A 26,894-nucleotide genomic window follows, 5' to 3' on the forward strand; every position below is an offset into this window, starting at 1 on the left:
GCGGTTTCTTTTTTCGCGATGCCTCTGCTCGCCAATCCGGCCAAGCGCAGCGTGAGCCGGGATCAAAGAGGCACTGATCTTTCGGTTTTGAAGATACCCGGTCACCTCCGCCTGCTCGCACGAACCGGCTCTCCAATCCCGGAGATCCGCTGCGCTGCGCCCGGGATGACTGCCGCTGGAAGAAGGCCAGCCCAAAGCCGGCTTTCCAGTGTTGTCACTCGCCCGGCTGTTGACCGATCGTCCTTGCCGCGTCCAGTTCCTTGTGGAGGCGCTCTTCTTCCTGAACGGCCGGTGTGATGAACCGTCCGAGCAGGAGATAGGCAACCGGCGTCAGGAACAGGGTCGAGACAGTCGCAAGGCCCAGACCTCCGACAATGACAAACCCCAGGGCAATTCGCGCTTCTGCCCCGGCCCCGCTTGCCATGATCAGCGGCACGCCGCCGACAATGGTACAGATCATGGTCATCATCACCGGTCTCAGGCGGATGTTCGAGGCATTCTCGATCGCTTCGCGCAGTCCCTGCCCGCGATCCCGCAGCTGGTTGGCAAATTCCACGATCAGGATGCCGTTCTTCGCCATGATGCCCACAAGCAGCACGAGGCCGATCTGGGAATAGACGTTGAGTGTCGTCCCGGTCAGCAGCATGGCGAAGACAGCGCAGGCCAGGCCAAGCGGAACCGTCGCCATGATGATGAGCGCACTGATGAAGCTCTCGAACTGGGCCGCCAGCACCAGCAGGATGATGATGATCGCAAAGCCGAACGTGCGCGCCATGGAGGATGACTGTTCACCCAGCGTTGCCGTTTCCGCCAGCGGCACGATACGGGCACCGGGCGGCAGCAACGGTTCGGCGATCTTCAGCGCTTCCTCATAGGCATTGCCGAGGGCGAAGTCGTCCGCAAGACCTGCCGTTACAGCAACGGAGCGCAGCTGTTGTTCCCTGGCAAGAGAAGGCGGCACGGCCTTTTCCACCAGGCTGGCAATGGTCGACACGGGTACGAAGCGGCCATCACCTGTCTTGATGAAGATGTTCTCCATGTCCGTCGGATCGTTGATCGGGTTGGACGTGGAGACGAATTTCACGTCATAGGCCTGATCGTTGATGAAAACCTGACCGATCTTGCGACCGTCCAGCATGGCCTGCATGGCCGTGCCCAGTCCGTTGATGTCGATGCCGAGGTCGGAGGCGCGTTCGCGGTCGATGGAAACCGAAAGCTGCGGCTGGGTAGCCTCGGTGGACAGGCGGACCTGCCGGAACCTTGGGTCCTGCTCCATCGCCGAGATGATCTTGTCCGCCGTTGCGCCGAGCGTCGCATAGTCGTTGCTGCCGGCGACGGCAAACTGAAGGCCGGACCCGGCACCGCGAATGCCGAGGCTGTTAGGCTGGAAGGCGAAGGCCCGCACACCCGGTACATCGCGCACAAGCGCACTGACTTCGGACAGGATCTGCTGCTGCGACCGCTCGCGCTGGTCCCACGGCGCCAGACGCATGACGATGAAGCCGCTGTTCTTGGAACCGCCTGTTCCCGCAATCGAGAAGGTGCTGTTGATCTCGCCGCTTTCCCGGTAAGGCTCCAGCAGGTTTTCGATCTGGCGCATCTGCTGAGACAGGTAATCAAGGCTCACGCCCTGAGGCGCGGAAATGCGCATGAAGGCAATCGAGCGGTCTTCAGTCGGCGTCAGTTCCGACTTGATGGTGGGAAACAGGACACCCGCGGTGGCTGCAAACAGCAGCGAAATAGCCACAACCACCATCGGCACATCAAGGCATGCATGCAGGCAGCGCCGGTAGAGAGCGCTCAACATCCGACCCAGACCGCCGGCACCGCCCCCGTGATCATCGGCCTTGCCGGCCGGTTTGCTCTTGAGAATGCGCGAGGCCAGCATGGGACACAGCGACAGCGCCACGATGGAGGACAGGAACACCGCGATGGCGAGTACGAAGCCGAATTCGCGGAACAGCCCGCCGGTCTGCCCCGGCAGGAAGGAGAGCGGTACAAACACGGCAATCAGTGTCGCCGTTGTCGCCAGCACCGCGAAGAAGACCTCTTCGGCACCCAGAACCGCCGCAGCGCGTGGTCCGATGCCTTCGTTTCGCCTGCGCACGATGTTTTCCAGCACCACGATGGCATCGTCGACCACAAGGCCTGTTGCCAGAACCAGCGCCAGAAGCGTCAGGATGTTGATGGAGAACCCGGCAAGATAGATCGCCGCAAGTGTGCCGATCAGCGCCACCGGCAGGGACACGCCCGGAATGATGGTTGCCCGCCAGTCCCACAGGAAAATGAAGATGATCAGCAGAACGATGCTGACCGAGATGGCAAGGGCAATCTCGACTTCATGAATGGCGCCATTGATGAAGGTGGCGTCATCGCTGGTGACCTCGATGGTCATGCCTTCAGGCAGGTTCTCCTGGATACGGTCGACCGCGGAGCGAACGCCTTCCGAAATCTCGAGCGTGTTCGACTGGGCCGAGCGAATGACGCCAAGTCCGATGCCCGACTTGCCGTTGGCGCGCAGCTGTGTCTGGCCCAGATCCGGGCCAAGTGTCACCGTCACGAAATCGCGGAGCCTTGCGCGGCGATTGATGATGACGCTTTCGAATTCTTCAGGCGTATCAATGGAAGCCGTGGCGCGGACGATCAGATCCTGGTTCTGACTGGTCAGCGAGCCTGCCGGCGTATCGAAGGCCATGGAGGACAGGGCATTTGCCACATCCGCGATGGTCAGATTGAGGCTGGCCATCTTGGCCTGGTCGATGTCGATCCGGAAAATCTTGTCGCGGTCACCGTAGACCTGGACGTCCGCGACACCCGGAACAGCGGCAAGGACGTCGGAAATCTCGTCTTCCACCAGCACCGTCATGTCCTCGACCGACATGCGGTCGGAAGTCAGACCCAGGCGCAGTACCGGCTGGGCGTTGGCATCAGCCTTGATGATACGGGAAGGCTCGGCGTCCTCGGGCAGATCGTTGGTGATGCGCCCGAGCGCATCGCGCATGTCGGAAGCGGCAACGTCCAGATCGACATCATCGGAAAATTCCACGGTCACACGGCTTCGACCGAAGGAGGACGATGAAGAGATAGACTTCACGCCGGAGACACGTGCCACGGCGCCTTCGATGACACCGGTCACTTCACGGTCGATGGTTTCGGCAGCTGCGGCCGGATAATCGGTGCTGACGGTGATGACCGGGCGGTCGACGTCGGGCAGTTCGCGCACTTCGATGCCGAAAATTGCCGCGATCCCCGCTACCACGATCAGCATGTTGATCACGAAGGCAAGAACCGGACGCCGCACGAACAGGCCAGTGATGCCAAGTTCCTTCAAACGGTCCATCTGCATGGCAATCTCTCCAAGACCTTCAGGTCAATTCTCAGGAACCGCTTTGGCTGGAAGCAGTTGTCGCCGGAGTGTCCGATGCCGGAGCCTGCTTGCGGTCAGCAACCGTCACGTCGGCCCCGTTGCGAACCAGATGAATGCCTTCGGTCACGACTTCGTCGTTAACCGTCAACTCCGCGTCGACCAGCACGCTGTCGGTGTTGCGCTGGATAATGCTGACCGGGACACGAACGCCCTTGCCTTCACGCACGGCCCAGACGAAGGCACCGTCGGAACCCCATTGCACGGCCAGCGGATCAACCGCCGGATATTTGTCGCCGGGAAACTTCATCGAGACCTGGAACGACATGCCGGCTCTCAACTTGTCGGCCTTGTTCGGAAAACGGGCACGAACCTGAAGTGTGCGGCTGTCGATATCGATGCGGTTGTCGACGGCACTGATGACACCCTCGAAGGTTTCACCCGGGCGGGCGACCGACGTGGCGGTGATCGGAGATCCCACTGCGATAGCGGAGGCGAACCGCTCCGGAACCCAGAAATCGACAAGAATTTCGCTGCGGTCGTCAATGGTAGCGATGACGGTCTGCGAGGAAACGTAATTGCCTGCGGTAATGGGAAGAATGCCGACCACGCCGGCAATCGGAGTTTCGATGGAGCGGCGGGAGAGCGCCAGTTCGGCTTCGCGAAGTTGCAGCCGCGCATTGTCTACCGAGAGTTCCGCGTCTGTCACCTGAACAGCCGTAGCCGTATTGGTTTTCCGCAGCACCTGCATGCGCTGAAGCCGGGCCTCGGCATCCTTCAGAGCATTTGCGGCTCTCTCGACGGCGATCTGCTCGGCGTCCAGATCCAGTTTGGCAATGGCATCTCCTGCCTTCACGGTGGCACCGGACTTGACCAGCACCTCGGTCATGCGGCCGCTTGTATAAGGCGTCACGGCAACAGACTGCAGTGCCGTGCTGGTACCGATCGCCGACAGACGGTCATTGATCGTGATTTCGACGACCGGCGTTGCAACGACGGCACCTTGCGGCCCACCCCGGCCACGCCGTGGTTGATCGCCTCCGCTTGGCGCTGCATCGGCGACGACAAAATCCAGCCAGTCGATCCCCCAGGCGGACAGGTGCGCGCCGGCCCCCGGATAATAACGAACCCAGAGCCCCGCCGCCACGATGACAACCAGGAGGGTGAGAACGAGCTGTTTCCAAATTGACAATTGGAACTCCGATCAGAACTTGCCGGCACTGCCGAAAACGGTTGTTTCCTGAAACCAGTTATCTACGGCAATTCCCGTATGCCAACAATCGATAAGGTGTACCAATTTGTAAGCGAAACGACACACTTTCACGCCAATGAGTTGTTCCATCTTTGCAAATTCTACCTATGATATAGAAACTGACTGCCGGAACCGCCGTGAGAACGTCTTCTGGCCGGGATTTCTATCCAGATAGCGTAGTGATTGCCCGAAACCAGTGCCGAGCGTCCGGTACCGGTTCTCTTTCAGGATGGCAGGATCTGTCCCTATGCGGCTTCGTCAACGCGGCGCAGGGATGCTTGCCGGGTCAGGATCTGGCGGCGGGCAAACGCAGCGATGAAAACGGCTGTCAAAATGAGGACGATGGTGGGGGCCGGTGCGCTGTCGAGGAAGAAGCTGGCATAGGTGCCTGCGACCATTGACACCATGCAGACCAGCACCGACACGTAAAGCATCGACTTGAAGGTGCGGACCAACAGGAATGCGATTGCCCCCGGTGCAATGAGCAAGGCAACCGCCAGGATAAGGCCCGCAGCAGAAAGCGTTGCCACGATCGTCAGCGACAGTGCCGCCAGAAGGCCGTAGTGCAACAGCTTAACCGGCAAACCAGAGGCCTGAGCCTGGGCCGGATCGAAACTGTGCAACAGAAGGTCTTTCCACTTCAGCACCAGCCCACCGCCGACAACAAGGGCAATAACGCCTGCGGTTACAAGCTCGTGCTGCTCCACACCCAGCATGTTGCCGAACAGTATATGGTCCAGATGAGCGTTTGTCCGGATCGAGACGTAAAGCACGATGCCGACACCGAACATGCCAGAAAACACGACCCCCATCACGGTATCCTGCTTCACCCGGCTGTTGCCTGACAGATAACCCGTCAGCACGGCACAGACCATGCCGGCGGCAAAAGCGCCGACGATCAATGGTATGCCAAAGATGTAAGCCAGTACGATGCCAGGTAGAACTGCGTGGCTGACAGCATCCCCCATCAGGGCCCAACCCTTGATCACCAGGAAGCTCGACAAGAGAGCCGTCGGGATGGACACGATCACGCAAATCAGAAACGCGTTCTGCATGAAGGGGAACTCGAACGGCAGAAGCAGTGTCTCGAGGTCCATCAAGCCTGATCTCCCGCTTCTGATTTCGCAACGTCCGCAGCGTATCCCCGGCGCAGGGCTTCCGCCGACTTGCGCCTGGCGGCCAGAAGGCCGTGCTTTGGCGCCAGAACGAATGTGAACAGGAAGATCAGGGTCTGCAAGGTGACGATGATACCGCCTGTGGCTCCGTCCAGAAAGTAGCTGATATAGGCCCCGGCAAAGCTGGTCAGCGTGCCGATCGCGATGGAGGTCAGGATCAGGCGCGGGAAGCGGTCGCACAAGAGGTAGGCTGTCGCACCGGGCGTGACCACCATTGCAATAACGAGAAAGGCCCCGACCGTCTGCATGGCCGCAACCACGGAAGCGGACAGAAGCACGAAGAAGATTGCCTTGAGGAGACCGGGCCTCAGACCGATTGTGCGGGCATGGCTTTCGTCAAAGAAAGTGACCATCAGATCCTTCCACTTGAGCGTCAGGATCGCCAGCGACACAAAGCCGATGATGGCCAGTTGCAGGGTATCTTCCGGCGTGATGGCCAGAATGTTGCCCATGGTGATCGTCTGGACCGAGACCGACATGGGGCTGATGGAAACGATGAAGAGACCAAGGCCGAAGAAGGACGTGAAGATGAGGCCGATGATGACGTCGACCTTCAGGCCCGAACGTTCGGACAGGAACAGCATGGCCCCGGCTGCAAGTCCGCCTGCCAGAAAGGCCCCAAGGGAAAACGGCAGGCCCAGGATATAGGCACCGGCCACCCCCGGCACGACCGAATGAGACAGGGCATCGCCGATCAGCGACCAGCCTTTCAACATCAGGTAGGACGACAGAAACGCGCAAACCCCGCCGACAAGTGCGGAAACCCACATGGCGTTGGTCATGTAGCCGTATTGAAAGGGTTCGAGAAGATAGGCGAAACTGAAAGGCTCCATCAGTCGCGCGCCTCTCTTGTCTGCACTTCGTCGCCGTATTGAACGAACGGGCGCTCGTCGTCGGTCAGGATCGTCACCGTACGCTGATCGCCATCGGTGTGCAGGGTCTGATCGGAAATGGTGAAATGGCGCAGCACCCCGCCAAAGGCCTTCTCCAGGTTCTGACGGGTGAAGGTTGTCGCGGTTGGCCCGTAGTCGAGCACCGTTCCCTTGACCAGCACCGTCCTGTCGCAGAATTCGGGAACGGAACCGAGGTTATGGGTGGAGACAAGCATCACCCTGCCCTCGGCCTGTAACTCCCGCAGCAAAGCCACGATCTGTTCCTCGGTTTTCACGTCGACACCGGTGAACGGTTCGTCCAGCAGGATCACCTGGCCGTCCTGGGCAAGAGCGCGGGCGAGAAAGACGCGCTTGCGCTGACCGCCGGAAAGCTCGCCAATCTGCCGATGCCGGAAATCCTGCATGTTCACGCGGGTCAGTGCCTGGTCGACCGCGGCATGGTCCGCTGGTTTTGGTCGGCGCAAAAACCCCATGTGGCCATAACGGCCCATCATCACCACGTCCTCCACCAGAACGGGGAATGACCAGTCGACTTCCTCCGATTGGGGAACGTAGGCGACGAGGTTCTTCTTGAGGGCTTCCCGGACGGTCATATCCAGGATCCGGATGCGCCCCTTGGCTGTGGGCACGAACCCCATGATGGCCTTGAACAGCGTCGACTTGCCCGCGCCATTGACGCCGACCAGAGCCGTGACGGTGCCGCGCGGGATCGAGAAGCTGGCGTTCCAGAGTGCCGTATGTCCGTTCCGGTAGGTAACCGTAACGTCTTCGGCGGCAATTCCGCCATCGTCCCTGACGTTGGGCATATCCATAACCGGGTCCTTGATGACATTCAGCATGCAGGCTTTCCAGTACAATCCGAAGTTACTGTGACACAATCAAGGGCAGCATCGGGTCATGCTGCCCGGCAGTCTTTATTACGGGCCATCACTGTGAATTGGATTTCAGCCCCTCGACCACCGTGCTCGAGGTGACCTTCAGCAAATCCAGGTAGGTGGGCACCTTGCCGTCCGCCTCGCTCAGGGAATCGACATAAAGGTCGCCGCCATATCTCGCGCCGGTCTCCCGGGCCACCTGCTTGGCAGGCGAAGTGTTGACCGTGCTCTCGCAGAAGACGACCGGGATGTCGTGCTCTCGCACCCCGTCAATCACCGAACGGACCTGCTGCGGCGTGCCGACCTGATCGGCGTTGATCGGCCAGAGGTACAGCTCCTTCATGCCGAAATCACGAGCGAGATAGCTGAACGCACCTTCACAGGTCACCAGCCAGCGCTTGTCTTCCGGGATATCGGCAACGGCCTGGCGCAGCGGCTCTATGGTTTCGCGCAGCTTTGCCTTGTAGGCATCCGCATTGCCGGCATAGACCTCCGCATTCTCCGGGTCGTATTGGGCAAATGCCTTGGAGATGTTGTCGATATAGATCAGCGCGTTGTCCAGGCCCATCCACGCATGCGGGTTCGGCTTTCCTTCATAGGAACCCGACGCGATCGAGATCGGTTCGATCCCGTCTGTAAGGGTTACGGAGGGGATATCGCCTAGGTTGGACAGAAACTGCTCGAACCACCGCTCAAGGTTCATGCCGTTCCACAGGATCAGGTCCGCGTCGGATGCCCGCACGATGTCCTGCGGTGTCGGCTCATAACCGTGGATTTCGGCACCCGGCTTGGTGATCGACACCACGTCGGCGGTCTCCCCGGCAACATTCTGCGCAATGTCGGCAAGAACGGTGAATGTGGTCACCACTTTCATTTTGTCCTGTGCGGAAGCGCCGTTTACCGGTCCGGCTGCAAGTGCCGCAAGAGAGACCGTCAGAAGCAGTTTTTTCAACATCACCATATCCCGGTTCGAACATTATTTCTGCAAGTGATATTGCAACTCATTCGCAACTGTCAAGCTTGTTGCGAATGAGTTGCAATATCATTCTTGTCTTCATGTGCCTTCGCCGGGCGAACCACCTCAGGAAGAACGCGGCGTCACCGGGCAAGCCCAACCTTGTTCCTGCATTAAGGTTGAAGCGTGTCATGCCGATGTATCAATCGAATAAAAAGCACCCCACCGGATCGGAGTCCGGTGGGGTGCCGAAGTGTTGCCTTTCCCGTTTGCCGTCAAGCTGCTGCAACGCGGGCCAGGAAGGTTTCAATTCCCTGCTTCAGAGCGTTGCTGCGGTTGCTCAGGTCTCCTGAAGCAGCCAGAACATCCCCCGATGCTTCCTTGGTATCGCCAACCGCCCGGGCGAGGCTGGACATATTGGTCTGAACAGCCTGCGTACTCTGGGCTGCCCGCTGCACATTGCCGGAAATCTCGTTGGTGGCCGCGCCCTGCTGGGTAACGGCTGCCGAGATTCCCTGAGTGTAACCGTTGACCTCTTCCATCGTGTCGGAAATTGCCCCGATGGCCGCGACGGCTTCACTGGTGGAGTTCTGAATGGTCTGGATCTGGGACGAGATTTCTTCGGTTGCCTTCGAAGTCTGTGTCGCCAGTTCCTTGACCTCGGCGGCCACAACGGCAAAGCCCTTGCCTGCCTCGCCTGCACGAGCCGCTTCGATAGTGGCGTTCAACGCCAGAAGATTGGTCTGTTCGGCAATCGCCTGGATCAGGCTGACCACTTCGCCAATCTTCGAGGCTGCTTCCGCCAGTCCTTGCACCTTGCCATTGGTCTCGTGTACCGCGCTCGTCGCCGACGTGACGATGTCGGAAGACCGGCGTACCTGTTCCCCGATTTCGGCGATGGATGCCGACAGTTCCTCGGCCGCACCGGCAACGTTTTCAACGCTCATGCTGGCGTCTTCACTGACCCTGGAAGTATCGCCTGCCTGTTCCGCACTGCTTTCCGCGATGCCGCCTAGTGCCGAAGCTGTGTTGGACATGCCGGCGGCCGTTTCGTCCAGCGCACCAAGAAGTCCCTGGATTTCACCTCGGAAGTTCTGGATCAGATCTTCGATGTCCTGCTGACGCGCATTCTGGGCCTCGCGATGGGCATTCGCTTCGATTTCCAGGCGAATCCGTTCGCGGGCGTTTTCCTGAAACACCTGAACGGTGCGGCTCATGTCTCCGATTTCGTCCCGCTGATCAGTCGAGGGAATGGTGGCGTCGATATCCCCCTCCGCGAGGCGGCCCATGGCTTCGGTCAAAGCCCGTGTCGGGCGCGTGATCACGAGAGAAAGAACAAAGGCCAGCAGTCCACCGGCTGCAACGGCAACGACGAGTGCGACCGCGATCAGCCCAAGCGCGGTATCGGCCCGCGCATAAGCTCCCGCGGACTGAGCCTCCGTGAGAGCCGTGATGACGCTGCGAACCTTGCCGGACAGTGCAACAAGCTCTGTCCGTCTGACATCGAACGCATCCTTCGCAGCGACCATGGCGGCGAATTCGGCCTCATAAGTGCCAACCTCTGCCTCGATCGACGCAATGGCATCCGCTATTTCCGGGAAAGCGGCACTGTCCGCCTTCAGCAGATTGGCGAGGTAGCGCAGCGTTTCGATACGGTTGAGAACCTCTTCCGCACCAATTGTATCGAAGCCAGCAAAATACTCCATTGTCGCAGAGCGAATATCCAGGGACGCGTTCTGGTACTTGTTCACGTTCACATTGACGAGATCGACGATACCGAGTTTCGACGTTGCCTTGCCGGCAATCGACTTGGCGTCATCGGTTGCCGCATAAACTGTCTTGCGCAAGGCAGAGGCCTGAGTGTGGAGTTTCTCCAGTCCCGCTACGAGATCCGCAGCAACGGTAGCCGACACCGGTGCCGGCCGAGCGCCGTCCGCTTCCGGCTTCGGCAGTTTTTCACCGAGCGCTGCCGCCATGTCCGCCAATTCCTTGACCTTTGCCGGGTCGACGCCGTCCACCTTCAGCTTTCCAGCCTTCGCTGCCGTCTTTGCCAGGGTCTGCGTGCCCTCCACAATGGCCGCCACCGTTTCAGGCGGAAGATCAGCACCTTCACTCACCTCGGCGATCCTGGCTTCCAGACCGGCGACGAGGTCTTCCATATCCGACAACATGCGCCCGACCTTGTCAGCCCGGTTGCGTGTGCCTGATGCGGTCTTGGCGGCGCCGCCCGCATCACGCTGGATCTTGCTCATCTTGTCGTTGATCTGGGCAGCGATGGTTGCCAGATTGACAGCGGACCGCAGCAACTTGTCGACCTGAGCCTGCCTGTTCTCGACAGCCTGCACGACACCATCAAACTCACCACCAAGCTGACCTACCAGCGAGATGGCCTCTGCGGTGGCCGTTTCGCCCTCTCCTGGCCCCGAGACGCCGTCGAGCGTGACCAGCGCAGTTTCCAATTGGTCAATCTGAAACCGGGCTGCGTCAGCCAGCTCCGGTGTGCGATCCGAGAGATAGGCTTCCTGCGCTTGTGCGACCTGCTGAAGGTTTGCCATTGCGGTTGTTGCCTTCGCACTGACATCCGACTGTGTTCTGAGGCCGAGAATAGCGACCGCACCCACGGCACCGACCGCGGCGGCGACCAGAATCATGGCTGCAAAGCCACCGCCTACTTTCGCAGAAAGGCGCACATTCTTTAAAGGTGTAAGTAACCTGGACATTGTTTCCCCCGCACTTTCCGCGATTGAAGGTGTGGGCAGATAAACAATTGGTGAAAAATTTCGGGTTCGACTTTTGTTAGCCGTCGCGAATTAAATCGGGCGTTTTTTAGTCTTTATCGACAAGGCGATACTGGACATTTTTCTGAAAATTATTTTTGCCCAAAATAATTCCGATTACCTGCATCGCTATCAGGTGAAACTGAAATTCTACCGAGGGTGTGATTGGGCGAATCTCTCACACCCTCGTCAAAAGCCTCAATGCGTACGGCAGCAGCACATGCGCGACGCCATGTTCGACCTATTGTTTGGCGGCCTCAAGCAGCTTTTCGAGCACCTGCCGCTCACCGATCTGGTTTGCCATCAACAGGATCAGCCGGGCATTGAACGCATCGCTTTCGGCCTTTGTGAGGCCTTCATGGGCGGTCAGCAGGTCAGCATAAAACCCGTCGGGCGTTTCAAGGTTCGCTTTGGTGACAATCTCCGCCATTAGGCCTCTCCGCCTTTCCCGAGTGCAATTGCAAATGCGTTTTCGACCGCGGTGCGGTCATAGCCTGTCCAGCGCGACGCCACATGCTGGTCTGGCCGGATCAGATAGACGGCCGAAGGCTCGTCACCGAGATAGCGGGCCTTGAGCTCTTCACCGGCTGCGGAAGTCGCAATGCTGACACCGGTCATTTCGATACCGTCGATCAGAAGCTTCTCGGGTACTTCGGTGCCGATGCCAAGCAGATGGAAGCCGCTGCCAAGCCAGTCCAGCAGCCAGCCGTCTGCCAGAGGCGCATCCACAGCCGGGCTTCCCGGTCTTGTGCGCGCGGGCAGGCCTTCCACATCCGGTCCATTGAGCTTCGAACCGTCATAGACGCAAGGAACGGACAGCCTTCCGGAATTGACCAGAGGCCGGGCAAAGGCGTGATGTTCGGAAAGGTCCAGCACCGCATCACGGAAAATACGGCTGATTTCCGATTTGGGAGTAATGAAGTCGGTTGAACGCGAGCTTTGCAGGATATTCTCGTCCGCGGCCATTTCGCGCTCAAAAGCATAGCTGTCCAGAAGGCTCTCCGGAGCCTTGCCATCAATGACCAGCTTCAGCTTCCAGCCGAGATTGTCGGCATCCTGGAACCCGGAATTGGCACCACGCGCACCGAAAGGCGACACCTGGTGAGCACTGTCTCCGGCAAAGATTACCCGGCCATGGCGGAACTTTTCCATGCGGCGGCACTGGAATGTGTAGATCGACACCCACTCCAGATCGAATTCGACATCCTGGCCCAGCATCTGCTTGAGCCGGGGAATGACGTTTTCCGGTTTCTTTTCTTCTTCCTTGTCGATGTCCCAGCCCAGCTGAAGATCGATGCGCCAGACCCCGTCCGGCTGCTTGTGCAGAAGCGCCGACTGGTCCTTGTTGAAGGGCGGATCGAACCAGAACCAGCGTTCGGTCGGGAAATCCGCCTTCATGATGACGTCGGCAATCAGGAAGTTGTCTTCAAACACCCGGCCGACGAAATCGAGATCGAGCATCCGGCGGGACGGCGAACCAGCCCCGTCGCAGGCAATCAGCCACTCCGCTTCCAGATTGTAGGCACCATCGACCGTTTCAACGGTCACCAGCGTGTGGTCGTCCCGCTGGTTGAGGTTCGCAACCCGGCTGCCACCGCGGATTTCCACCGGCTTGCCTTCCACCTGCAGAGCGCGAATGCGTTCGACCAGATGAAGTTCGCAATAATATTGTTGCAGGTTGATGAAGGCCGGGCGCTTGTGCCCCTGCTCCGGAAGCAGGTTGAAATCGTAGACCTGCCGGTCACCGAAAAACACCTTGCCGACGTTCCAGACGACGCCCTTGTCGACCATCTCGTCGCCGCAGCCCAGCCGGTCGAAGATTTCCAGCGAGCGCTTGGAAAAGCAGATCGCCCGTGAGCCCACGCTAACCTTGTCGTTGTCATCGAGAACGACGACCGGCACATCCGCCTGAGCCAGATCGATAGCCGTGGCGAGGCCCACCGGTCCGGCTCCAATGATCACCACCGGATGGCGAACGGGTGTCGCTGCATCCTGATCCTGGGACCGCTTGTACGGATAAAGCGGCGCTTCAAACAACTTGGTCACAGGCGTTTCTCCCAATTGCCGAGGCGTACCGGCATCGTGAACCGGTTCGCCTTTGCCTGTTTCGCGGAACCCGCAGGGGGGCTTGCGCGTTTTCGTTAGACAATCCCCCAAGAAGGAGGTGTGACATGCCAGTCCTGACACGTCAGAACATGTTGACATCCGGCCGACGCTGGACATTCCGGTTGATTGCCGGACTGATGTCCGCGGTCGCCCTTGCGCTTCTCATCGCCGCTCCCGCCACCGTCCTTGCCGACAATTGGAGCATGGTCGGCATCGCCATCGTGGTGAGCGAGATCATAGTTCTTGCAGGTGGCCTCACCTGGCTCGCCCTGCTGATCCTTGCACCGAAGCGCTAGCCAGTTTCCCAGAAACGTTGCGCCGACGGGTGGCGATCGAACTCCAAAAAGAACTCGTCAAGTTGAGGCGGCGCAACACTGGTGCCTGCCAGCATGGCATGCACCTGCCCCCGGTGATGGATCTGGTGCTGAAAGAGATGCAGCAACGTGTTGGCGATCGTCTCGTGAAAGACACCGCTCTTGCCCCGGTCCTGAGCGACATTCCGGTCCAGGTCTCCTTCCACCATCCGGTCGCAGAATGCGATCAGAGCCTGGTCGGCACTCTTCTGGGCCGGTTTCAGTTCTGCTGCAGAGGCAAGATGCTGCGTGTCGAATACCGACAGCCCCTGCCCCTCTTCCTTCAAGGCATCCAGATAGTAACGGTCCACTTCCCAATTGTGGTTGAGTGTTTCCCGGATCGAGGGGAAGAACCCGGATCTTTCCGCATCGAACTCCGCCTGCGACAACCGGCAACAGGCGTCGTAAAGACGTTCGTTCGCGTAGGCGTTGTTGCGGGCCATCAGGCGGAGGTGGTCCAGGACAGTGTTCATGGGTCAGCCCTGCAGATCCGCCCACATCTTGGCGTCGCGTTCCGCCGTCCAGATGCGCGGCGTGTCGATGCCGAGAGCCTCGTCATAGGCCCGGGCAACGTTGAACGGCAGGCAGTGTTCGTAGATGGCGTAATCCTTGAACTTCGGATCGCATTCGGCACGGCAGGCGTCCCAGGCTTCTTTCAGCGATCCGCCACCCTGGGCGACCCGGGCCACCGGCCGATAGGTCGAGGAGACGAAATCGGCGGTGTTGGTCAGCGCCTTGCCCACCATCTCCTTGCCGACCAGCGCATCGCCGCGGCCAGGCGCGATTGCCTCCACATCGAAGGAACGGATCGCTTCCAACGTTGTCGGCCAGTCGTTGAAATGGCCGTCGCCGCAATAGCAGGCCGAGTGGTATTCGACGATGTCGCCGGTGAACATGACGTTCGCGTCCGGCACGTGGATAACGATATCTCCGGCCGTGTGGGCGCGACCAAGGAAGCTGAGGTCGACCCGGCGCTTGCCGAGATAGACAGTCATGCGGTCGTTGAAGGTGGTGGTCGGCCAGGTCAGAGGCGGAATGTCGTTGACGTTTTCATAGCCCATGAACAGACGCGGGAAGCGCATGAATTCGGATTCCCTGTCTTCCGCGCCCCGTTCCACGACCATCGAACGGGCCTTCTGGCTCATGATCACGGTCGGTGCCCGATAGGCGGCAGCGCCCAGCACGCGAACGGCATGGTAATGCGTCAACACAAGGTGGCTGATCGGCTTGTCGGTGACGGACCGCACCTTCTCAATGACCTTGTTGGCGAGTTCGGGGGTCGCCTGCGCCTCGACGATCATGACGCTGTCGTCGCCGATGATGACGCCGGTGTTCGGGTCACCTTCAGCGGTAAAGGCCCAGAGATCCTTGCCGATCTCGGTGAAGGAGATCTTCTTCTCGGTCATGTCCCCGGCGGATGCGAATTGCTTGCTCATTCAGAGGCTCCGTGTTTGCCTTCGTCCCATGCGGGCATCGCCTTTTTGGCGACGGCAGCCGGATGGGCTTCCATTGTGGTTGCCATGGTGTCATTCCACCGGTTGAGGTAGCCAAAGAGCGCGATCGAAGCGACGATCTCTACAATCTCGGCGTCGTTGAAATGCGGCTTGAGCGCCGCAAAATGAGCTTCGGTCACGTCGTTCGGAACACCGGCAGCCTCGCGGGCCAGCACCAGTGCCGCTTTTTCGGCCTCCGTAAAGAGCGGCGAAGTCTCGCATTCCCATACGGCGGCAATCTTTTCGTCCGGTACATCGTAGACGTGGCTCAGATTGGCCATGTGGCCCTGGCAATAGCGGCAGCCGGTCGCCATGGACGTCATGAGTGCGACCATCATCTTCAGGTCTTCCGGCACCGTGCCTTCATAAAGGATGGCCTGGTTCAGTTCCATGAACGCCTTGGCGATATTCGGCCGGCGCGCCATGGTGAGGATCGAGTTCGGCAGAAAGCCGCGGATTTCATCGTAACGCGCGAATTTTTCCTCGAACTGAGGCAGATCCGCCCGGTCAAGCGGGTCGACGTGAGGCATTGCCCTCTCCCTGAAATATTATGGCGGCGGAAGGGCTCAACCCAACGCTGCGCTCTTGTCTTTCTTCTGGATGGAAAATCGCACCCCCGAGCCCCTCCCCACAAGGCGGAGGGGCTACTTGCCGAAAATGGTGTCGAGATCCCGGAAGGCCTGATCACTACCCTTCGTATTTCTCCACGGTCTGCTCGATGGCCCCGAAGATCGAATGGCCTTCGGTGTCGAGCATCTCGATGCGGACAGTGTCTCCGAACTTCAGGAAAGGCGTCTTGGCTTCGCCCGTGTTGATCGTTTCGATCATCCGGATCTCGGCAACGCAGGAATAACCGACGCCACCGTCTGCCACCGGCTTGCCCGGACCACCGTCCAGCTTGTTGGAGACCGTGCCCGAACCGATGATCGTGCCGGCACTGAGCGGCCGGGTCTTTGCCGCATGGGCAATGAGCTGGCCGAAATCGAAGGTCATGTCGATGCCCGCGTTTGCGCGGCCGAACGGCTGACCGTTGAGGTCGACATGCAGCGGCAGGTGAAGCTTGCCGCCCTTCCAGGCATCGCCGAGCGCATCCGGCGTGACGGCAACCGGCGAAAAGGCGGAAGACGGCTTGGACTGGAAGAAGCCGAAGCCCTTGCCGAGTTCTGCCGGGATCAGGCCACGCAGGGAAACGTCGTTGACCAGAAGCACAAGAAGGATGTGATCGCGCGCGGCTTCCGCGCTGACACCCATCGGTACATCGCCGGTGACGACAGCAATTTCGCCTTCCATATCGATGCCCCAGGCCTCATCGCGCATGGAGATCGGATCACGCGGGGCGAGGAATGTGTCGGAGCCGCCCTGATACATCAGCGGGTCCGTCCAGAAGCTTTCCGGCATCTTCGCACCGCGCGCCTTGCGCACCAGTTCGACATGGTTGACGTAGGCCGAACCATCCGCCCACTGGTAGGCACGCGGCAGCGGCGAATGAGCATCGTGTTCATGGAAACGCAGCGTCGGTACGGCTTCGTGAGACAGGCTCTCGGCCAGCAGTTCCAGCTTCGGCGCCACATGTTCCCAGTCATCGAGCGCTGCCTGCAAAGTCGGCGCGATGTGACTTGCGTCGGTGCAGAAGGTCAGGCGGTCGTTGACCACCACCAGCTTGCCGTCGCGGCTGCCATCCTTGAGCGTTGCCAGTTTCATCGGGTTTTCAGCTCCTAATGTTCGCCAGACCGTGGTGCCCGGCGATGTTTCTCCCGGGAAGCCGCCAGCGGCTTCCTGCCTTTGTTCTTGTCCGCCCCCCGGCGAGACGCCGGAGGTTCAGGGTAACCTACCGGTGCGGATCAATCTGCCGTTTGCGGTTGGTCAAATCCTGGATGATTTGGCTATTTGTTCCAGGTCCCTTCGGGCGTGCCATCGAATTTTTTGCCCAGCGAGTCCCAGCAGTCAATGTAATCGTCCTGCAGCGGAGCATCCTTGGCGGCGAATTCCGTGAGGAGCTGCGGGAAACGGGTCTCGAACATGAAGGACATTGTGTTGTCGAGCTTTTCCGGCTTCAGGTCGGCATTCGAAGCGCCTTCGAAGGCATTGTTGTCCGGCCCATGCGGCAGCATCATGTTGTGCAGGCTCATGCCACCGGGAATGAAGCCCTGCGGCTTGGCATCGTACTGGCCGTAGATGTTGCCCATCAGCTCCGACATGATGTTCTTGTGATACCAGGGGGGCCGGAAGGTATCTTCCATCACCATCCAGCGCTCGCGGAACAGCACGAAGTCGATGTTGGCGGTGCCCGGAACGCCGGACGGAGCGGTAAGCACCGTGAAGATCGACGGATCGGGATGATCGAACAGGATCGACCCGATCGGGCAATAGTTCCTGAGGTCATATTTGCAGGGCGCATAGTTGCCGTGCCAGGCAACAACGTCGAGAGGCGAGTGACCGATTTTTGTTTCGTGGAACTGGCCGCACCATTTCACCGTCACCGTCGACGGGGCATCGCGATCCTCGTAGTGCGCGACAGGCGTCTTGAAGTCTCGGCGGTTTGCCATGCAATTGGCCCCGATCGGCCCCCTGCCCGGCAGTTCGAATTTCTGGCCGTAGTTCTCGCAGACGAACCCGCGCGCCGGACCTTCCACCAGCTCGACCCGGTAAACGAGGCCGCGCGGAAGGATTGCGATTTCCTTCGGCTCCAGCTCGATCACGCCCAGCTCGGTGCAAAACCTGAGGACACCTTCCTGCGGAACCACCAGCAATTCGCTGTCGGCGGAGTAGAAATATTCGTCCTCCATCGACTTGGTGATCAGGTAGATGTGGCTGGCCATGCCAACCTGTGTGTTGACGTCGCCGGCTGTCGTCATGGTGCGCATGCCGGTCAGCCAGTTGAGGCCTTCATCCGTGTGTGGCACCGGGTCCCAGCGGTACTGGCCGAGCGAAACCACGTCGTCGCAGACATTCGGAGCCGATTTCCAGTAAGGCAGGTCGATCTTCCTGAACCGGCTGGTGTGCTTGACTGACGGGCGGATGCGATAGCACCAGGTCCGCTCGTTCTGATGGCTTGGAGCGGTGAAGGCGGTGCCGGACAACTGCTCGCCATAAAGGCCATAGGCACATTTCTGCGGGCTGTTCATGCCCTGCGGCAGGGCGCCCGGCAGAGCCTCGGTTTCAAAATCGTTGCCGAAGCCCGGCATATATTCCAGATCCGCCGTGTTACGGCCGTTTCCAGCTAGATTTTGATTGCTGTCGGTTCTCTGATCCATGACGTCCTCCCGGTTCGGAGATGAATTTAGTTGCATATGTAACCATTTTGATCCCCGGGATCAAGCGGCATGTCGATGCTTTTGCGACCGCGCCGGATTTTCTCCTGCCGCAATGCAAAAAAACCGCAGAACGTAAGCTTTGCTTTACGTGCGTCTCCTAGGGTTCCCGCAGTCTCACCGTTGGAGCTTTTCATGTCTCTTAGAAATCGAATCTTTTTCGCCTCGAGCGGCGTGTTCCTGGTTGGATTCCTGACGCTTATTCTTGCCGTCACCTTCATGACCCAGGCCACGTCGCAGAAATCGGGTGAAGATCTCATCCGCAAGACTGCCGAGGCACTTGCTCTGGATGCCGGCAAGACACTGGCACAGGCACAGCTTGCGGCCCGCGCTGCGGCCGATGCCCTGGAGGGAATGCAGCACGCCGGCGTTAGCGATCGCAACGCCTATGCAGCCGTGATGGAGCACCAGATCAGCCAGAACAAACATTTTGTCGGCGGCGGTGCGATCCTGGAACCGGACATGGCCGGCAAGGACGCGGACAATGCAGGCGCCAACTTCTCCGACGACAAGGGACGCTTCATTCCGTATTTCTATAACGACGGTGCAAAAGTCGCATGGGAACCGCTCCTGTTCGGTGGCGATAGCGGCTCTGAAGAGTGGTACGACAAGCCGAAGAACCTGGGCCACGACACGGTGACCGAGCCCTATCTCTACCCGGTCAATAATGTCGACGTGCTGATGGCGACGGCCTCCTCGCCGATCATGGATGCTTCCGGACGCGGCATCGGTGGCGCCACCATCGACGTGTCGCTGGAAGGCCTGCAGAAGGCGGTGAGCGCCGGCCAGACCTATGAAAGCGGCTATGTCGGCCTTCTCAGTGAAACCGGTGTATGGGTGTCCCATCCGGACGCAGCCCTCCTCGGCCAGAAGGCCGATGCGGCAATGGTCGGCAAGATCCAGTCGATCAAGAATGAAGCTGCCTTCACGACCCAAAACGGTACGGTGGAAGCCATCAAGGGCTTCGAACTGGACGGCACCGGCCAACACTGGTTCATTGTTGTCGCCGTTGACGAGAGCGAACTTCTGGCAAGCGCCAATTCCACCATGCAGATGAGCCTGCTGCTCGCCCTCGGCCTGCTGGTAGCCGGCACGTTCCTGATGTGGATGCTTGGTTCCACAATTGCCGGACCGGTGCAGATGCTGACCGCTCGCATGCGCAAGCTTGCCGAAGGCGATGTCGATACGCCGGTGGCCTATCTCGACCGCAAGGACGAAATCGGCCAGATGGCCGGTGCGCTGGAAATCTTCGTTGAAAACGAAACCGAACGGCGGTCGCTGCAGAACGACACCGAGCAGGCCCAACACAGCCAGCTGGAGCGCCAGAAGACTGTCGAAGCCCTGATCGAAACCTTCGAGCGCGACGTCCACGCCGTTCTCGACCAGGTCAGCGGCAACAGCAAGCGCATGGAGCAGACCGCAGCGTCTCTCGATGCGATCGCGCGCGACACTTCCGCCAAGGTTTCCTCGGTTGCCGGATCTTCCGAAGTTGCGCAAAGCAGCGTCCAGACAGTGGCTTCCGCCGCTGAAGAGCTGTCCGCCTCAATTTCCGAAATCGGTCGCCAGATCGGCCAAACCAAGGAAGTCGTCACGAGTGCAACCCGTGCTGCCAACGACTCCAACGACAAGGTCGGCAGCCTCGACAGCGCCGCGCAGAAGATCGGTGAAGTGGTCAGCCTCATCCAGGCGATCGCAGAACAGACCAACTTGCTGGCGCTGAACGCCACCATCGAAGCCGCTCGCGCCGGAGAAGCCGGCAAGGGCTTTGCGGTGGTTGCCGCGGAAGTGAAGGAACTGGCCACGCAAACCGCCAAGGCGACGGAAGAAATCTCCACGCAGGTCACCGGTATCCAGTCCTCGACACGCAATGCCGTCGGCTCGATCCAGGAAATCGCCAGCACCATGGAAGAGGTCAACCAGTTCACGGCAGCCATTGCCGCGGCGATCTCGCAGCAGGGTGATGCCACCAACGAGATCAGCCACAATGTCCAGCAGGCAGCCAGCTGCACCAGCGACATGAGCAACAGCGTTGGCGACGTGATGCAGGCAGCCGAGGAAACCAGCAGCTCGGCAGCCGACGTCCTGTCGGTCTCCCAGTCGGTTTCCGAACATGCCCAGGGCTTGCAGGCCACCATTGCAGACTTCCTGAGCCGCGTGCGCGCAGCTTAAGTCAGACACATAACCTCAAGAACCGGGTTCGCGCAAACCCTTGTGCGAGCCCGTTTTTTTGTTTTGTCCGGCATATTTCCCGTTCTCGGAAATGGCTGTTTTGAGATTCCACACTTGAATGAAAATACGAGCTGACGTAAAAAGAACAAAACAGGAACAATGGAGAAAGTCGATGCGGCTCGCCGACACTGCTGTTGCGCATTCCTGCGCTGTTTCCTCCGCTGCTGCGTCGACGCCAGGCACGGAACAACTGACCTCCGTCACGCGCGGCGAGGTCCGCACCATGATGCTTTACCTGCGCAAGGCGCGGGAGCGGGCTATCGCGATCCGGGACAGGTCTCCCGGTGGCAGTTATCTGGAAAGCGTGCTTACCCGCACGATCGATGGCATTTCGCTGGAGCTTTCGCAGCTCGACTATTTGCTGGCATCTCAGCCCGTTGATCCGTCGCGCAACTCTTCCACAAGACGGATGCGCCCTGCAATCTGACCGGGTGGCCTTTGAAGGTGCAAGTTGCTATGCAGCAGCAGATCCCCACCTTGCAGGATGCTGTCAAATGTCGGTTCACAAAGGACGTTGCCTGTGCGGCAACGCCACTTTCACCATCGAAGGCGACTTCGAGACCTTCTTTCTATGCCACTGCGGACATTGCCGGAAAGACACCGGATCCGCACATGCGGCCAATCTCTTTTCCTCAACGGCAAGCCTTGCCTGGACATCCGGTGAGGACAAGGTCAGGTCCTTCACGCTGGCTGGTACGCGCCACACGAAGGCCTTCTGCACCGAGTGTGGATCAGCCCTTCCCAATCTTCTGATGGACGGCAAGCTACTGGTTGTGCCGGCAGGAAGTCTGGACACGCCCGTCACCCTGAAACCGGCAGGTCATATCTTCACCGCCAGCCGCGCCGATTGGGACGACGGCCTGGAAACTGTCCCGAAATTCGAAGCCTTGCCTTCCTGAAACCCGGAACGCCGGATCGGCTTGCCTATTCCCGTCGCAAGGCGCCGAAGAACCCGAGGACCGTCCTGAGTTTTCCGGTTTCTTCGTCAATCCAGACGACATCAAGTCCTTCCGGCAGCACCGTTCCGTCCGCATTGACCATCTGCCAGGCAAACCGCGCTGAACCGTGGTGGCTGTCGACACTGCTGGTCCGAAGGATCTTCGCACCGACCCTTTTTGCCAGAACGCCGGAGATGTGGTCAACCAGCGCAGCGATACCGGTCACATCGGTTTCCGGGTCCGTGTATCTGACGTCTTCCGCTACGGACCTGCCGAGCAGATCCTGCCGATAGGATGGGTCACGTTCAGACCAGGCTGCACAATAGATGTCGATGGTCTCTTCCAGCGTCATGTTTGCCTCCCTTGCAGTCTTCTGCAGAAGCATGCGCGAAAGTTAGCAATCTCGCCAGTCAGTGTGCTGCAAAGGCCGCGTCAGGCGGCGGCTTCGTCACCCGGTGCCGTCTGCCAGCCAAGGTCGGTCAGCGTCACGATACGATTGCCGCGCAAGTCGGTGGCGCAGACAAGAAATCCGCGTTCTTCCATATGGCTCAACAGCCAGCGCGCCCTACCGGGCGACCGTGTGCCGTAGGCGGTGGCAATTTCAATGTTGCCGGGGCACGGCGCCTTCGCGATCGCGGCCTTTGCCAGCAACAGATACACACCGCGCATGTCTTCCGGCAGTTCGGAGGCGATCAGTTCCGCCTGGGCCCAGGCTCCGTCGTCCATTTCGCCCTTTTCGACACCCGCACGGGCAACGGAGAGCTTTTCTCGGAAAGTCTGCAGGTCCGGTGCGCCGCCCGCCAGTTTGGAAATGCGGCAGCGGACCTGAAAGTCCTGATAGAGCGTGGCAATCGGCTGGAACGCAGCTTCCTCGTCTTCCAGAATACCTGCAATGATTTCGGAAATTTTCTGCTCGCGTTCGCCGAAATCGAGCAGGCTCTCAGCCTGTGGCACGTCTTCAGCGCTAGCTCGTTCTGCACTGCTGAGCTGGTCGAGCACGTCGCCGGTCGAAACCACAGGCTCGACGAAACGCTGGCGGACCGGCTGAACTTCGTCCGCTCCCGGCGTGAAGATCAGATCCTTGGCGTCTTCCTTGGGCTGCTCCGGCAGTGGCAGCAGTTTGTGAGTTCCGCCCCGCCCCATCGTCTCCACCGGGCCGATCTTGACCGGAACGGGACGGCGCGACATGGCCGGTCCGAGAGCGATGAAGTGGCCCCTGTCGAGATTTCTGAAACTTTCGGCCTGGCGCCGCTCCATGCCGAGAAGGTCGGCAGCACGTGCCATGTCGATATCCAGGAACGTACGGCCCATCAGGAAGTTGGACGCTTCTGCGGCGACGTTCTTGGCAAGCTTGGCGAGACGCTGGGTGGCAATGACGCCGGCAAGTCCGCGTTTGCGGCCGCGGCACATCAGGTTGGTCATGGCTCCGAGTGAACGGCGCCGGGCCTCCTCGGTCACCTCGCCGGCAGCGGCAGGTGCAAAGAGCTGTGCTTCATCAACGATGACCAGCATCGGATACCAGAGATCGCGGTCCGCATCGAACAGGCCGTCGAGAAAGGTTGCAGCCGCTTTCATTTGCCGGTCCGCATCAAGACCTTCCAGATTAAGTACCACCGACACCCGGTGCTGGCGCACACGTGCGGCGATCATCTGAAGATCCTTTTCGGTGCCGACCGCATCGACAACGACATGGCCGAACTTATCTGCCAGAGACACGAAGTCGCCTTCGGGATCGATAATGGCCTGCTGGACCCAGCTCGCGGACTGTTCAAGAAGCCGGCGCAGGAGATGCGACTTTCCCGAGCCGGAATTGCCCTGCACCAGAAGGCGCGTTGCCAGCAGTTCTTCCAGATCAAGACCGGCGCGTGCGCCGCCTGTCATTTCCCCGATATCGATTTGTACCGTCATGCGACCACTTTTCTTGCAGCCTCGGCAGCGCTGCGGCTTCTCCGTTTTCTGGATTTCGTGCAGTGCGGTAGTCAGCACGATTCCGTGCCACTTGCAAAGCCAGCCTGCCGGGAAAGCCGGGTTTTCCCAGAATTCCACCGAATAGCAACCTTTAACTGACAGGCTGTCTCCAGAAGAGGCCGAAAATCCGGTTCGGGCCTGCGTTAAGCAATGTCGGCTTTGCCAGGTGCCACGCAGGACTTCTGTGCTAAGGTTGGTAGAACGGGAGCTTTTTCAGGGAAATCGCTGTGACAGTCAATGGATTGGCAGGCTCTTCGTGCCGGCTCGTTTTAATACAACTCAAAACGCTGCTTGCCGGCGCTTTGTTGTCGATCCTTGCGCTTGCGGTGCATCCCGCCAAAGCCGATATCGTCCGTATCGCCGTCGGTGAGTGGCCCCCTTATTTTTCCGAAAGTGACGAAGGATACGGAACCTACGCCAAGGTCGTCGCAAAGGCCTTCGAACTTGAAGGCCTTACGGTGGAGTACGGCTTCTTTCCCTGGAAACGTGCCTTGCTGGAAGCCCAGTCCGGCCGCTGGCAGGCTTCCGCAGGTTGGGGCAAAACCGCTGAGCGAGAACCTTTCTTTCATTTCTGCGACGCAGTTCTGGTTGAGCGCGAGCAATTCTTCTATTCGTCAGACCGACCTGTGAATGCGCAAAATGTGCAGGACCTCAGCGGATTGAGCCTTGGCGCACTTGACGGGGCAGCCCTTGGGGAGGACCTGGATAAACTGGTTACCGCCGATCAGATCACCGTCTATCGCCAAAGTTCCCTGGCAGACCTTTTCAAGATGCTTGATGTAGGGCGTGTCGATGTGGTCATGGGCAACGGAGAGGTGGCTGCCGATGCATTGGCTGACGCTTTTTCTCCCGAGGAGACCGCGCGTTTCAAGTCGTTGGAAAACGTCAATGTCCTTTGGGACTACCGCGTAATCGTTTCCAGGAACATTGAAAGCGGTGAGGAACTGTGCACCCGGTTCAACCAAGGTTTGAGGAAGCTTCGCGACACCGGAGAATATGACCGCCTTTTGTGGCCGGAACGCGATGGGGAGGGTCAGTCCCAGGCAAGCCCGTCCTGAGGCCCGGGCAGCCGCGAGAAATAAGCAGGCTCTGATTTGGCTCCCTCGATTGCTTGCAATGCCTGAAATGCTTCACAACGAGTTCAAATCTGTCCCCTTCCAAATGGGGATATCCTGCCCCATGTGAACATAATAAGAATCATATTGGGATGGACCGGATGAAAATTCATGCAGACCTGACGCAGCCTGCAATTGTCGACAGCGCCACGCTCGACTGGGTGCCCTCACCAATGGCAGGTGTGGAGCGAAGGATGCTGGAGCGCGATGGTGAAGAGGTCGCGCGAGCCACCAGTCTGGTCAGATACGCTCCCGGCTCTGCCTTTTCCGCTCACAAGCATGACATGGGTGAAGAATTTCTGGTTCTGGACGGTGTGTTCTCGGATGAAAGCGGGGATTTTCCCAAAGGCATGTATGTCCGCAATCCTCCGGGCTCCAGCCATGTGCCTTCGAGCGAACCTGGCGCCGTCATCCTTGTGAAATTACGCCAGATGCAGCCTGACGATGATGCCTTTGTCCGGGTGAACACTCTGGACCCCAGCGGCTGGCAGGCCGGCAGACCCGGAGAGAGCATCCTGCCGCTGTTCATCCGGCCGGAAGAGGAAGTGGTGATGCTCGACTGGGAAAGAGGCGCCAGACTGGCTCCGCAAACCTTCCCGGGCGGAGCGGAGTATTTTGTCGTTGAAGGCAGTTTCGAAGACGAGAGCGGCCGTCACGATCAAGGTACCTGGATACGCCTGCCGGCGGGAACCCGGCAGGAAATCACGACAACCCAGGGCGCCCGCGTTTGGAGAAAAACGGGTCACCTGGCGTTCTGAGTTGCCCAGTGCTGGAGGGCCGTCCCCCTGGCAAGCTGGGTTTTGACGATCATCTTGTGCAACGGCAGGATCAACGCAAGATAGGCATGACCGGCCAGGTTATGCCGTTTGCAGCAGGTCGAAACATAGATCCGCGCGGCTCCTCCCCTTTTGCGGAACACGGAGACACGGAAATCCTGGTGCCAGTCGTTCTCGCCCAGAATGATCTCATCTTCTGAAACCGAATAGATCTTGAAGAAACCGATCCGGTCTCCCTCGCCCTTGCAGATGATGTTATCGGCGCCTTGTTCCTGTGCCAGAGCCTTCGTTGTCTTCATGCCGACGAGCCCTGCAAGCTTGTCGCGGAACGAGAGAAGCGCAGTCACCCAGCCGATTTCTGCCATCAGAATGCGTTCGGCAAGTACGCGCATATCTGCGGTCAACAGGTCTTCCCGTCCGCGGATCGGGATGGAAAAGGTGTCGAGATAATCGTCGGCCGCCCTATAGGTATTGAGGAGACTTTCTTCCGGCAGTTTGTCGGTCATGGCCATGTCCTGGCTCCCTCCAGCAAATTCGACTTGCCAAACCTATACCTGCTGCCACCGGAAAAACCCCTTGCAGATTGCCGCAGCAAAAAGGCAGCGGAATCAGCCCGCTGCCTTTTTGGGAAAGTGATTGTGTGCCGACCTCCGCCCTCAGGCCCAGGCGCCTGCGAAAGCGATTTCAGCCAGCGGTTTGCGGCTGCTTGGGGTTTCGCGTTCCTGCAAGGTTTCAGGCAGGTCCGCAGTGTCACCCCGCCGGCCAATGGCAATGGCAATCTGCGGCAGATAGCGTTCTGGCACACCGAGTTTTTCGTGGATCTCGTCTTTCAGGATCCCGGCCATGCCATGCGCATGAAAACCAAGCGCGGTTGCCTGCAGGGCTGCATGCGCCCAGGCTGAACCGGCATCGAAAGTGTGCAAGCCGTTGGCTCTGTTCGGTTTACCATCCTTGCCGTCCACTTCGCTGTCGGAAAACAGATAGACAAGTGCGGAGGCGTGTTGCGCCCAGTCGCGGTTGAACGGGTTGAGAAGATCGACCAGGACCTGCCAGTCGGCATCGCCCCTGCGGGCATAGACGAAACGCCAAGGCTGGATGTTGAAGGCAGACGGCGACCAGCGGGCAGCCTCCAGAATGGTTTTCAGATCCGCTTCCTCGATCGTCGACCGGTCAAAGGCACGTGGTGACCAGCGGTCGACGAACAGGTTTTCAATCGGATGATCGGGGGTACGGGCAGTCATGAGCAGTGTCTCCAGTCTATTCCGGGCATATATCCATCGGGCTGAACAGGAGATAGGTGATTTTTATCTCGAT

At 59.4% G+C, this 26,894-nt stretch carries 24 protein-coding genes; 6 read left to right on the forward strand and 18 right to left on the reverse strand.

Going from position 1 to position 26,894, the window contains the following annotated elements; translation table 11 throughout:
- Window positions 1-214: 214 nt before the first annotated feature.
- The 9 genes from HEP89_RS00065 to HEP89_RS00105 all read right to left on the reverse strand — a co-directional run bounded on the left by HEP89_RS00065 (window position 215) and on the right by HEP89_RS00105 (window position 13,337).
- Window positions 215-3,346: an efflux RND transporter permease subunit gene (locus HEP89_RS00065; RefSeq protein ID WP_077290437.1), complete on the reverse strand. Its 3,132-nt coding sequence runs from the start codon at window positions 3,344-3,346 to the stop codon at window positions 215-217.
- A 31-nt stretch (window positions 3,347-3,377) separates the two neighbouring features.
- The gene (locus tag HEP89_RS00070; protein WP_075284163.1) at window positions 3,378-4,556 is read right to left on the reverse strand and encodes an efflux RND transporter periplasmic adaptor subunit; all 1,179 of its coding nucleotides are present in this window, start codon (window positions 4,554-4,556) and stop codon (window positions 3,378-3,380) included.
- A 305-nt stretch (window positions 4,557-4,861) separates the two neighbouring features.
- Window positions 4,862-5,713, reverse strand: a complete 852-nt coding sequence (locus tag HEP89_RS00075) for a metal ABC transporter permease (protein ID WP_077290438.1) — start codon at window positions 5,711-5,713, stop codon at window positions 4,862-4,864.
- Entirely contained in the window at window positions 5,713-6,624 is a 912-nt protein-coding gene (locus tag HEP89_RS00080) for a metal ABC transporter permease (protein WP_023001559.1), read from the reverse strand. The genes HEP89_RS00075 and HEP89_RS00080 overlap by 1 nt, the downstream gene beginning before the upstream one ends.
- A complete protein-coding gene (locus HEP89_RS00085; protein ID WP_062489545.1) occupies window positions 6,624-7,523 on the reverse strand; it encodes a manganese/iron ABC transporter ATP-binding protein in 900 nt (299 codons plus the stop codon). The genes HEP89_RS00080 and HEP89_RS00085 overlap by 1 nt, the downstream gene beginning before the upstream one ends.
- Before the next feature lie 88 nt (window positions 7,524-7,611).
- A complete protein-coding gene (locus tag HEP89_RS00090) occupies window positions 7,612-8,520 on the reverse strand; it encodes a metal ABC transporter substrate-binding protein (RefSeq protein ID WP_228148054.1) in 909 nt (302 codons plus the stop codon).
- 269 nt (window positions 8,521-8,789) lie between these two features.
- A complete protein-coding gene (locus HEP89_RS00095) occupies window positions 8,790-11,234 on the reverse strand; it encodes a HAMP domain-containing methyl-accepting chemotaxis protein (RefSeq protein WP_168691045.1) in 2,445 nt (814 codons plus the stop codon).
- 298 nt (window positions 11,235-11,532) lie between these two features.
- Complete coding sequence (locus HEP89_RS00100; RefSeq protein WP_023000080.1) at window positions 11,533-11,721, reverse strand: DUF2783 domain-containing protein; 189 nt, start codon at window positions 11,719-11,721, stop codon at window positions 11,533-11,535.
- Window positions 11,721-13,337, reverse strand: coding sequence for an FAD-dependent oxidoreductase (locus tag HEP89_RS00105; RefSeq protein ID WP_168691046.1), 1,617 nt, complete (start codon window positions 13,335-13,337; stop codon window positions 11,721-11,723). The genes HEP89_RS00100 and HEP89_RS00105 overlap by 1 nt, the downstream gene beginning before the upstream one ends.
- Before the next feature lie 125 nt (window positions 13,338-13,462).
- Between HEP89_RS00105 and HEP89_RS00110 the strand changes: the two genes are divergently transcribed.
- Window positions 13,463-13,693: a hypothetical protein gene (locus HEP89_RS00110; RefSeq protein ID WP_023000078.1), complete on the forward strand. Its 231-nt coding sequence runs from the start codon at window positions 13,463-13,465 to the stop codon at window positions 13,691-13,693.
- On the opposite strand, the gene HEP89_RS00115 is transcribed toward HEP89_RS00110, so the two are convergent.
- From HEP89_RS00115 to hmgA, 5 genes are all read right to left on the reverse strand, one after another.
- Window positions 13,690-14,223 carry a DinB family protein gene (locus HEP89_RS00115; protein ID WP_077290441.1) on the reverse strand — a complete coding sequence of 178 codons (534 nt, stop codon included), beginning with the start codon at window positions 14,221-14,223 and terminating at the stop codon, window positions 13,690-13,692. The genes HEP89_RS00110 and HEP89_RS00115 overlap by 4 nt on opposite strands.
- 3 nt (window positions 14,224-14,226) lie before the next feature.
- Complete coding sequence (locus HEP89_RS00120) at window positions 14,227-15,186, reverse strand: MBL fold metallo-hydrolase (protein ID WP_023000076.1); 960 nt, start codon at window positions 15,184-15,186, stop codon at window positions 14,227-14,229.
- Complete coding sequence (locus tag HEP89_RS00125; protein ID WP_023000075.1) at window positions 15,183-15,773, reverse strand: carboxymuconolactone decarboxylase family protein; 591 nt, start codon at window positions 15,771-15,773, stop codon at window positions 15,183-15,185. The genes HEP89_RS00120 and HEP89_RS00125 overlap by 4 nt, the downstream gene beginning before the upstream one ends.
- 157 nt (window positions 15,774-15,930) lie before the next feature.
- Complete coding sequence (locus HEP89_RS00130) at window positions 15,931-16,944, reverse strand: fumarylacetoacetate hydrolase family protein (RefSeq protein WP_077290443.1); 1,014 nt, start codon at window positions 16,942-16,944, stop codon at window positions 15,931-15,933.
- Between the two features lie 182 nt (window positions 16,945-17,126).
- On the reverse strand, window positions 17,127-18,497 hold the full coding sequence (gene hmgA / locus HEP89_RS00135; RefSeq protein ID WP_168691047.1) for a homogentisate 1,2-dioxygenase: 1,371 nt from the start codon (window positions 18,495-18,497) through the stop codon (window positions 17,127-17,129).
- A 192-nt stretch (window positions 18,498-18,689) separates the two neighbouring features.
- On the opposite strand from hmgA, the gene HEP89_RS00140 reads away from it, so the two are divergent.
- From HEP89_RS00140 to HEP89_RS00150, 3 genes are all read left to right on the forward strand, one after another.
- A complete protein-coding gene (locus HEP89_RS00140) occupies window positions 18,690-20,723 on the forward strand; it encodes a methyl-accepting chemotaxis protein (protein ID WP_168691048.1) in 2,034 nt (677 codons plus the stop codon).
- A 172-nt stretch (window positions 20,724-20,895) separates the two neighbouring features.
- Window positions 20,896-21,210: a hypothetical protein gene (locus HEP89_RS00145; protein ID WP_062489557.1), complete on the forward strand. Its 315-nt coding sequence runs from the start codon at window positions 20,896-20,898 to the stop codon at window positions 21,208-21,210.
- A 67-nt stretch (window positions 21,211-21,277) separates the two neighbouring features.
- A complete protein-coding gene (locus HEP89_RS00150) occupies window positions 21,278-21,682 on the forward strand; it encodes a GFA family protein (RefSeq protein WP_168691049.1) in 405 nt (134 codons plus the stop codon).
- 25 nt (window positions 21,683-21,707) lie between these two features.
- Here HEP89_RS00150 and HEP89_RS00155 read toward each other — a convergent pair whose 3' ends face one another.
- Window positions 21,708-22,073: a nuclear transport factor 2 family protein gene (locus HEP89_RS00155; protein WP_145915810.1), complete on the reverse strand. Its 366-nt coding sequence runs from the start codon at window positions 22,071-22,073 to the stop codon at window positions 21,708-21,710.
- An 80-nt stretch (window positions 22,074-22,153) separates the two neighbouring features.
- Window positions 22,154-23,629: an ATP-binding protein gene (locus HEP89_RS00160; RefSeq protein WP_031268989.1), complete on the reverse strand. Its 1,476-nt coding sequence runs from the start codon at window positions 23,627-23,629 to the stop codon at window positions 22,154-22,156.
- A gap of 365 nt (window positions 23,630-23,994) precedes the next feature.
- On the opposite strand from HEP89_RS00160, the gene HEP89_RS00165 reads away from it, so the two are divergent.
- Together HEP89_RS00165 and HEP89_RS00170 are read left to right on the forward strand one after the other, a co-directional pair.
- Window positions 23,995-24,747, forward strand: coding sequence for a transporter substrate-binding domain-containing protein (locus HEP89_RS00165; protein ID WP_023000068.1), 753 nt, complete (start codon window positions 23,995-23,997; stop codon window positions 24,745-24,747).
- Between the two features lie 158 nt (window positions 24,748-24,905).
- Window positions 24,906-25,562: a cupin domain-containing protein gene (locus HEP89_RS00170; protein WP_168691050.1), complete on the forward strand. Its 657-nt coding sequence runs from the start codon at window positions 24,906-24,908 to the stop codon at window positions 25,560-25,562.
- Here the strand turns inward: HEP89_RS00170 and HEP89_RS00175 are convergent.
- Both HEP89_RS00175 and HEP89_RS00180 read right to left on the reverse strand, forming a co-directional pair.
- Complete coding sequence (locus tag HEP89_RS00175) at window positions 25,547-26,086, reverse strand: DUF2867 domain-containing protein (RefSeq protein WP_208993867.1); 540 nt, start codon at window positions 26,084-26,086, stop codon at window positions 25,547-25,549. The two genes, HEP89_RS00170 and HEP89_RS00175, sit on opposite strands and share 16 nt — an antisense overlap.
- A gap of 150 nt (window positions 26,087-26,236) precedes the next feature.
- Window positions 26,237-26,821: a nitroreductase family protein gene (locus tag HEP89_RS00180; RefSeq protein ID WP_023000065.1), complete on the reverse strand. Its 585-nt coding sequence runs from the start codon at window positions 26,819-26,821 to the stop codon at window positions 26,237-26,239.
- Between the last annotated feature and the right edge of the window lie 73 nt (window positions 26,822-26,894).

Origin of the sequence: Labrenzia sp. 5N (genome assembly GCF_012395805.1) — a bacterium.
GTDB classification, from domain to species: domain Bacteria; phylum Pseudomonadota; class Alphaproteobacteria; order Rhizobiales; family Stappiaceae; genus Roseibium; species Roseibium algicola.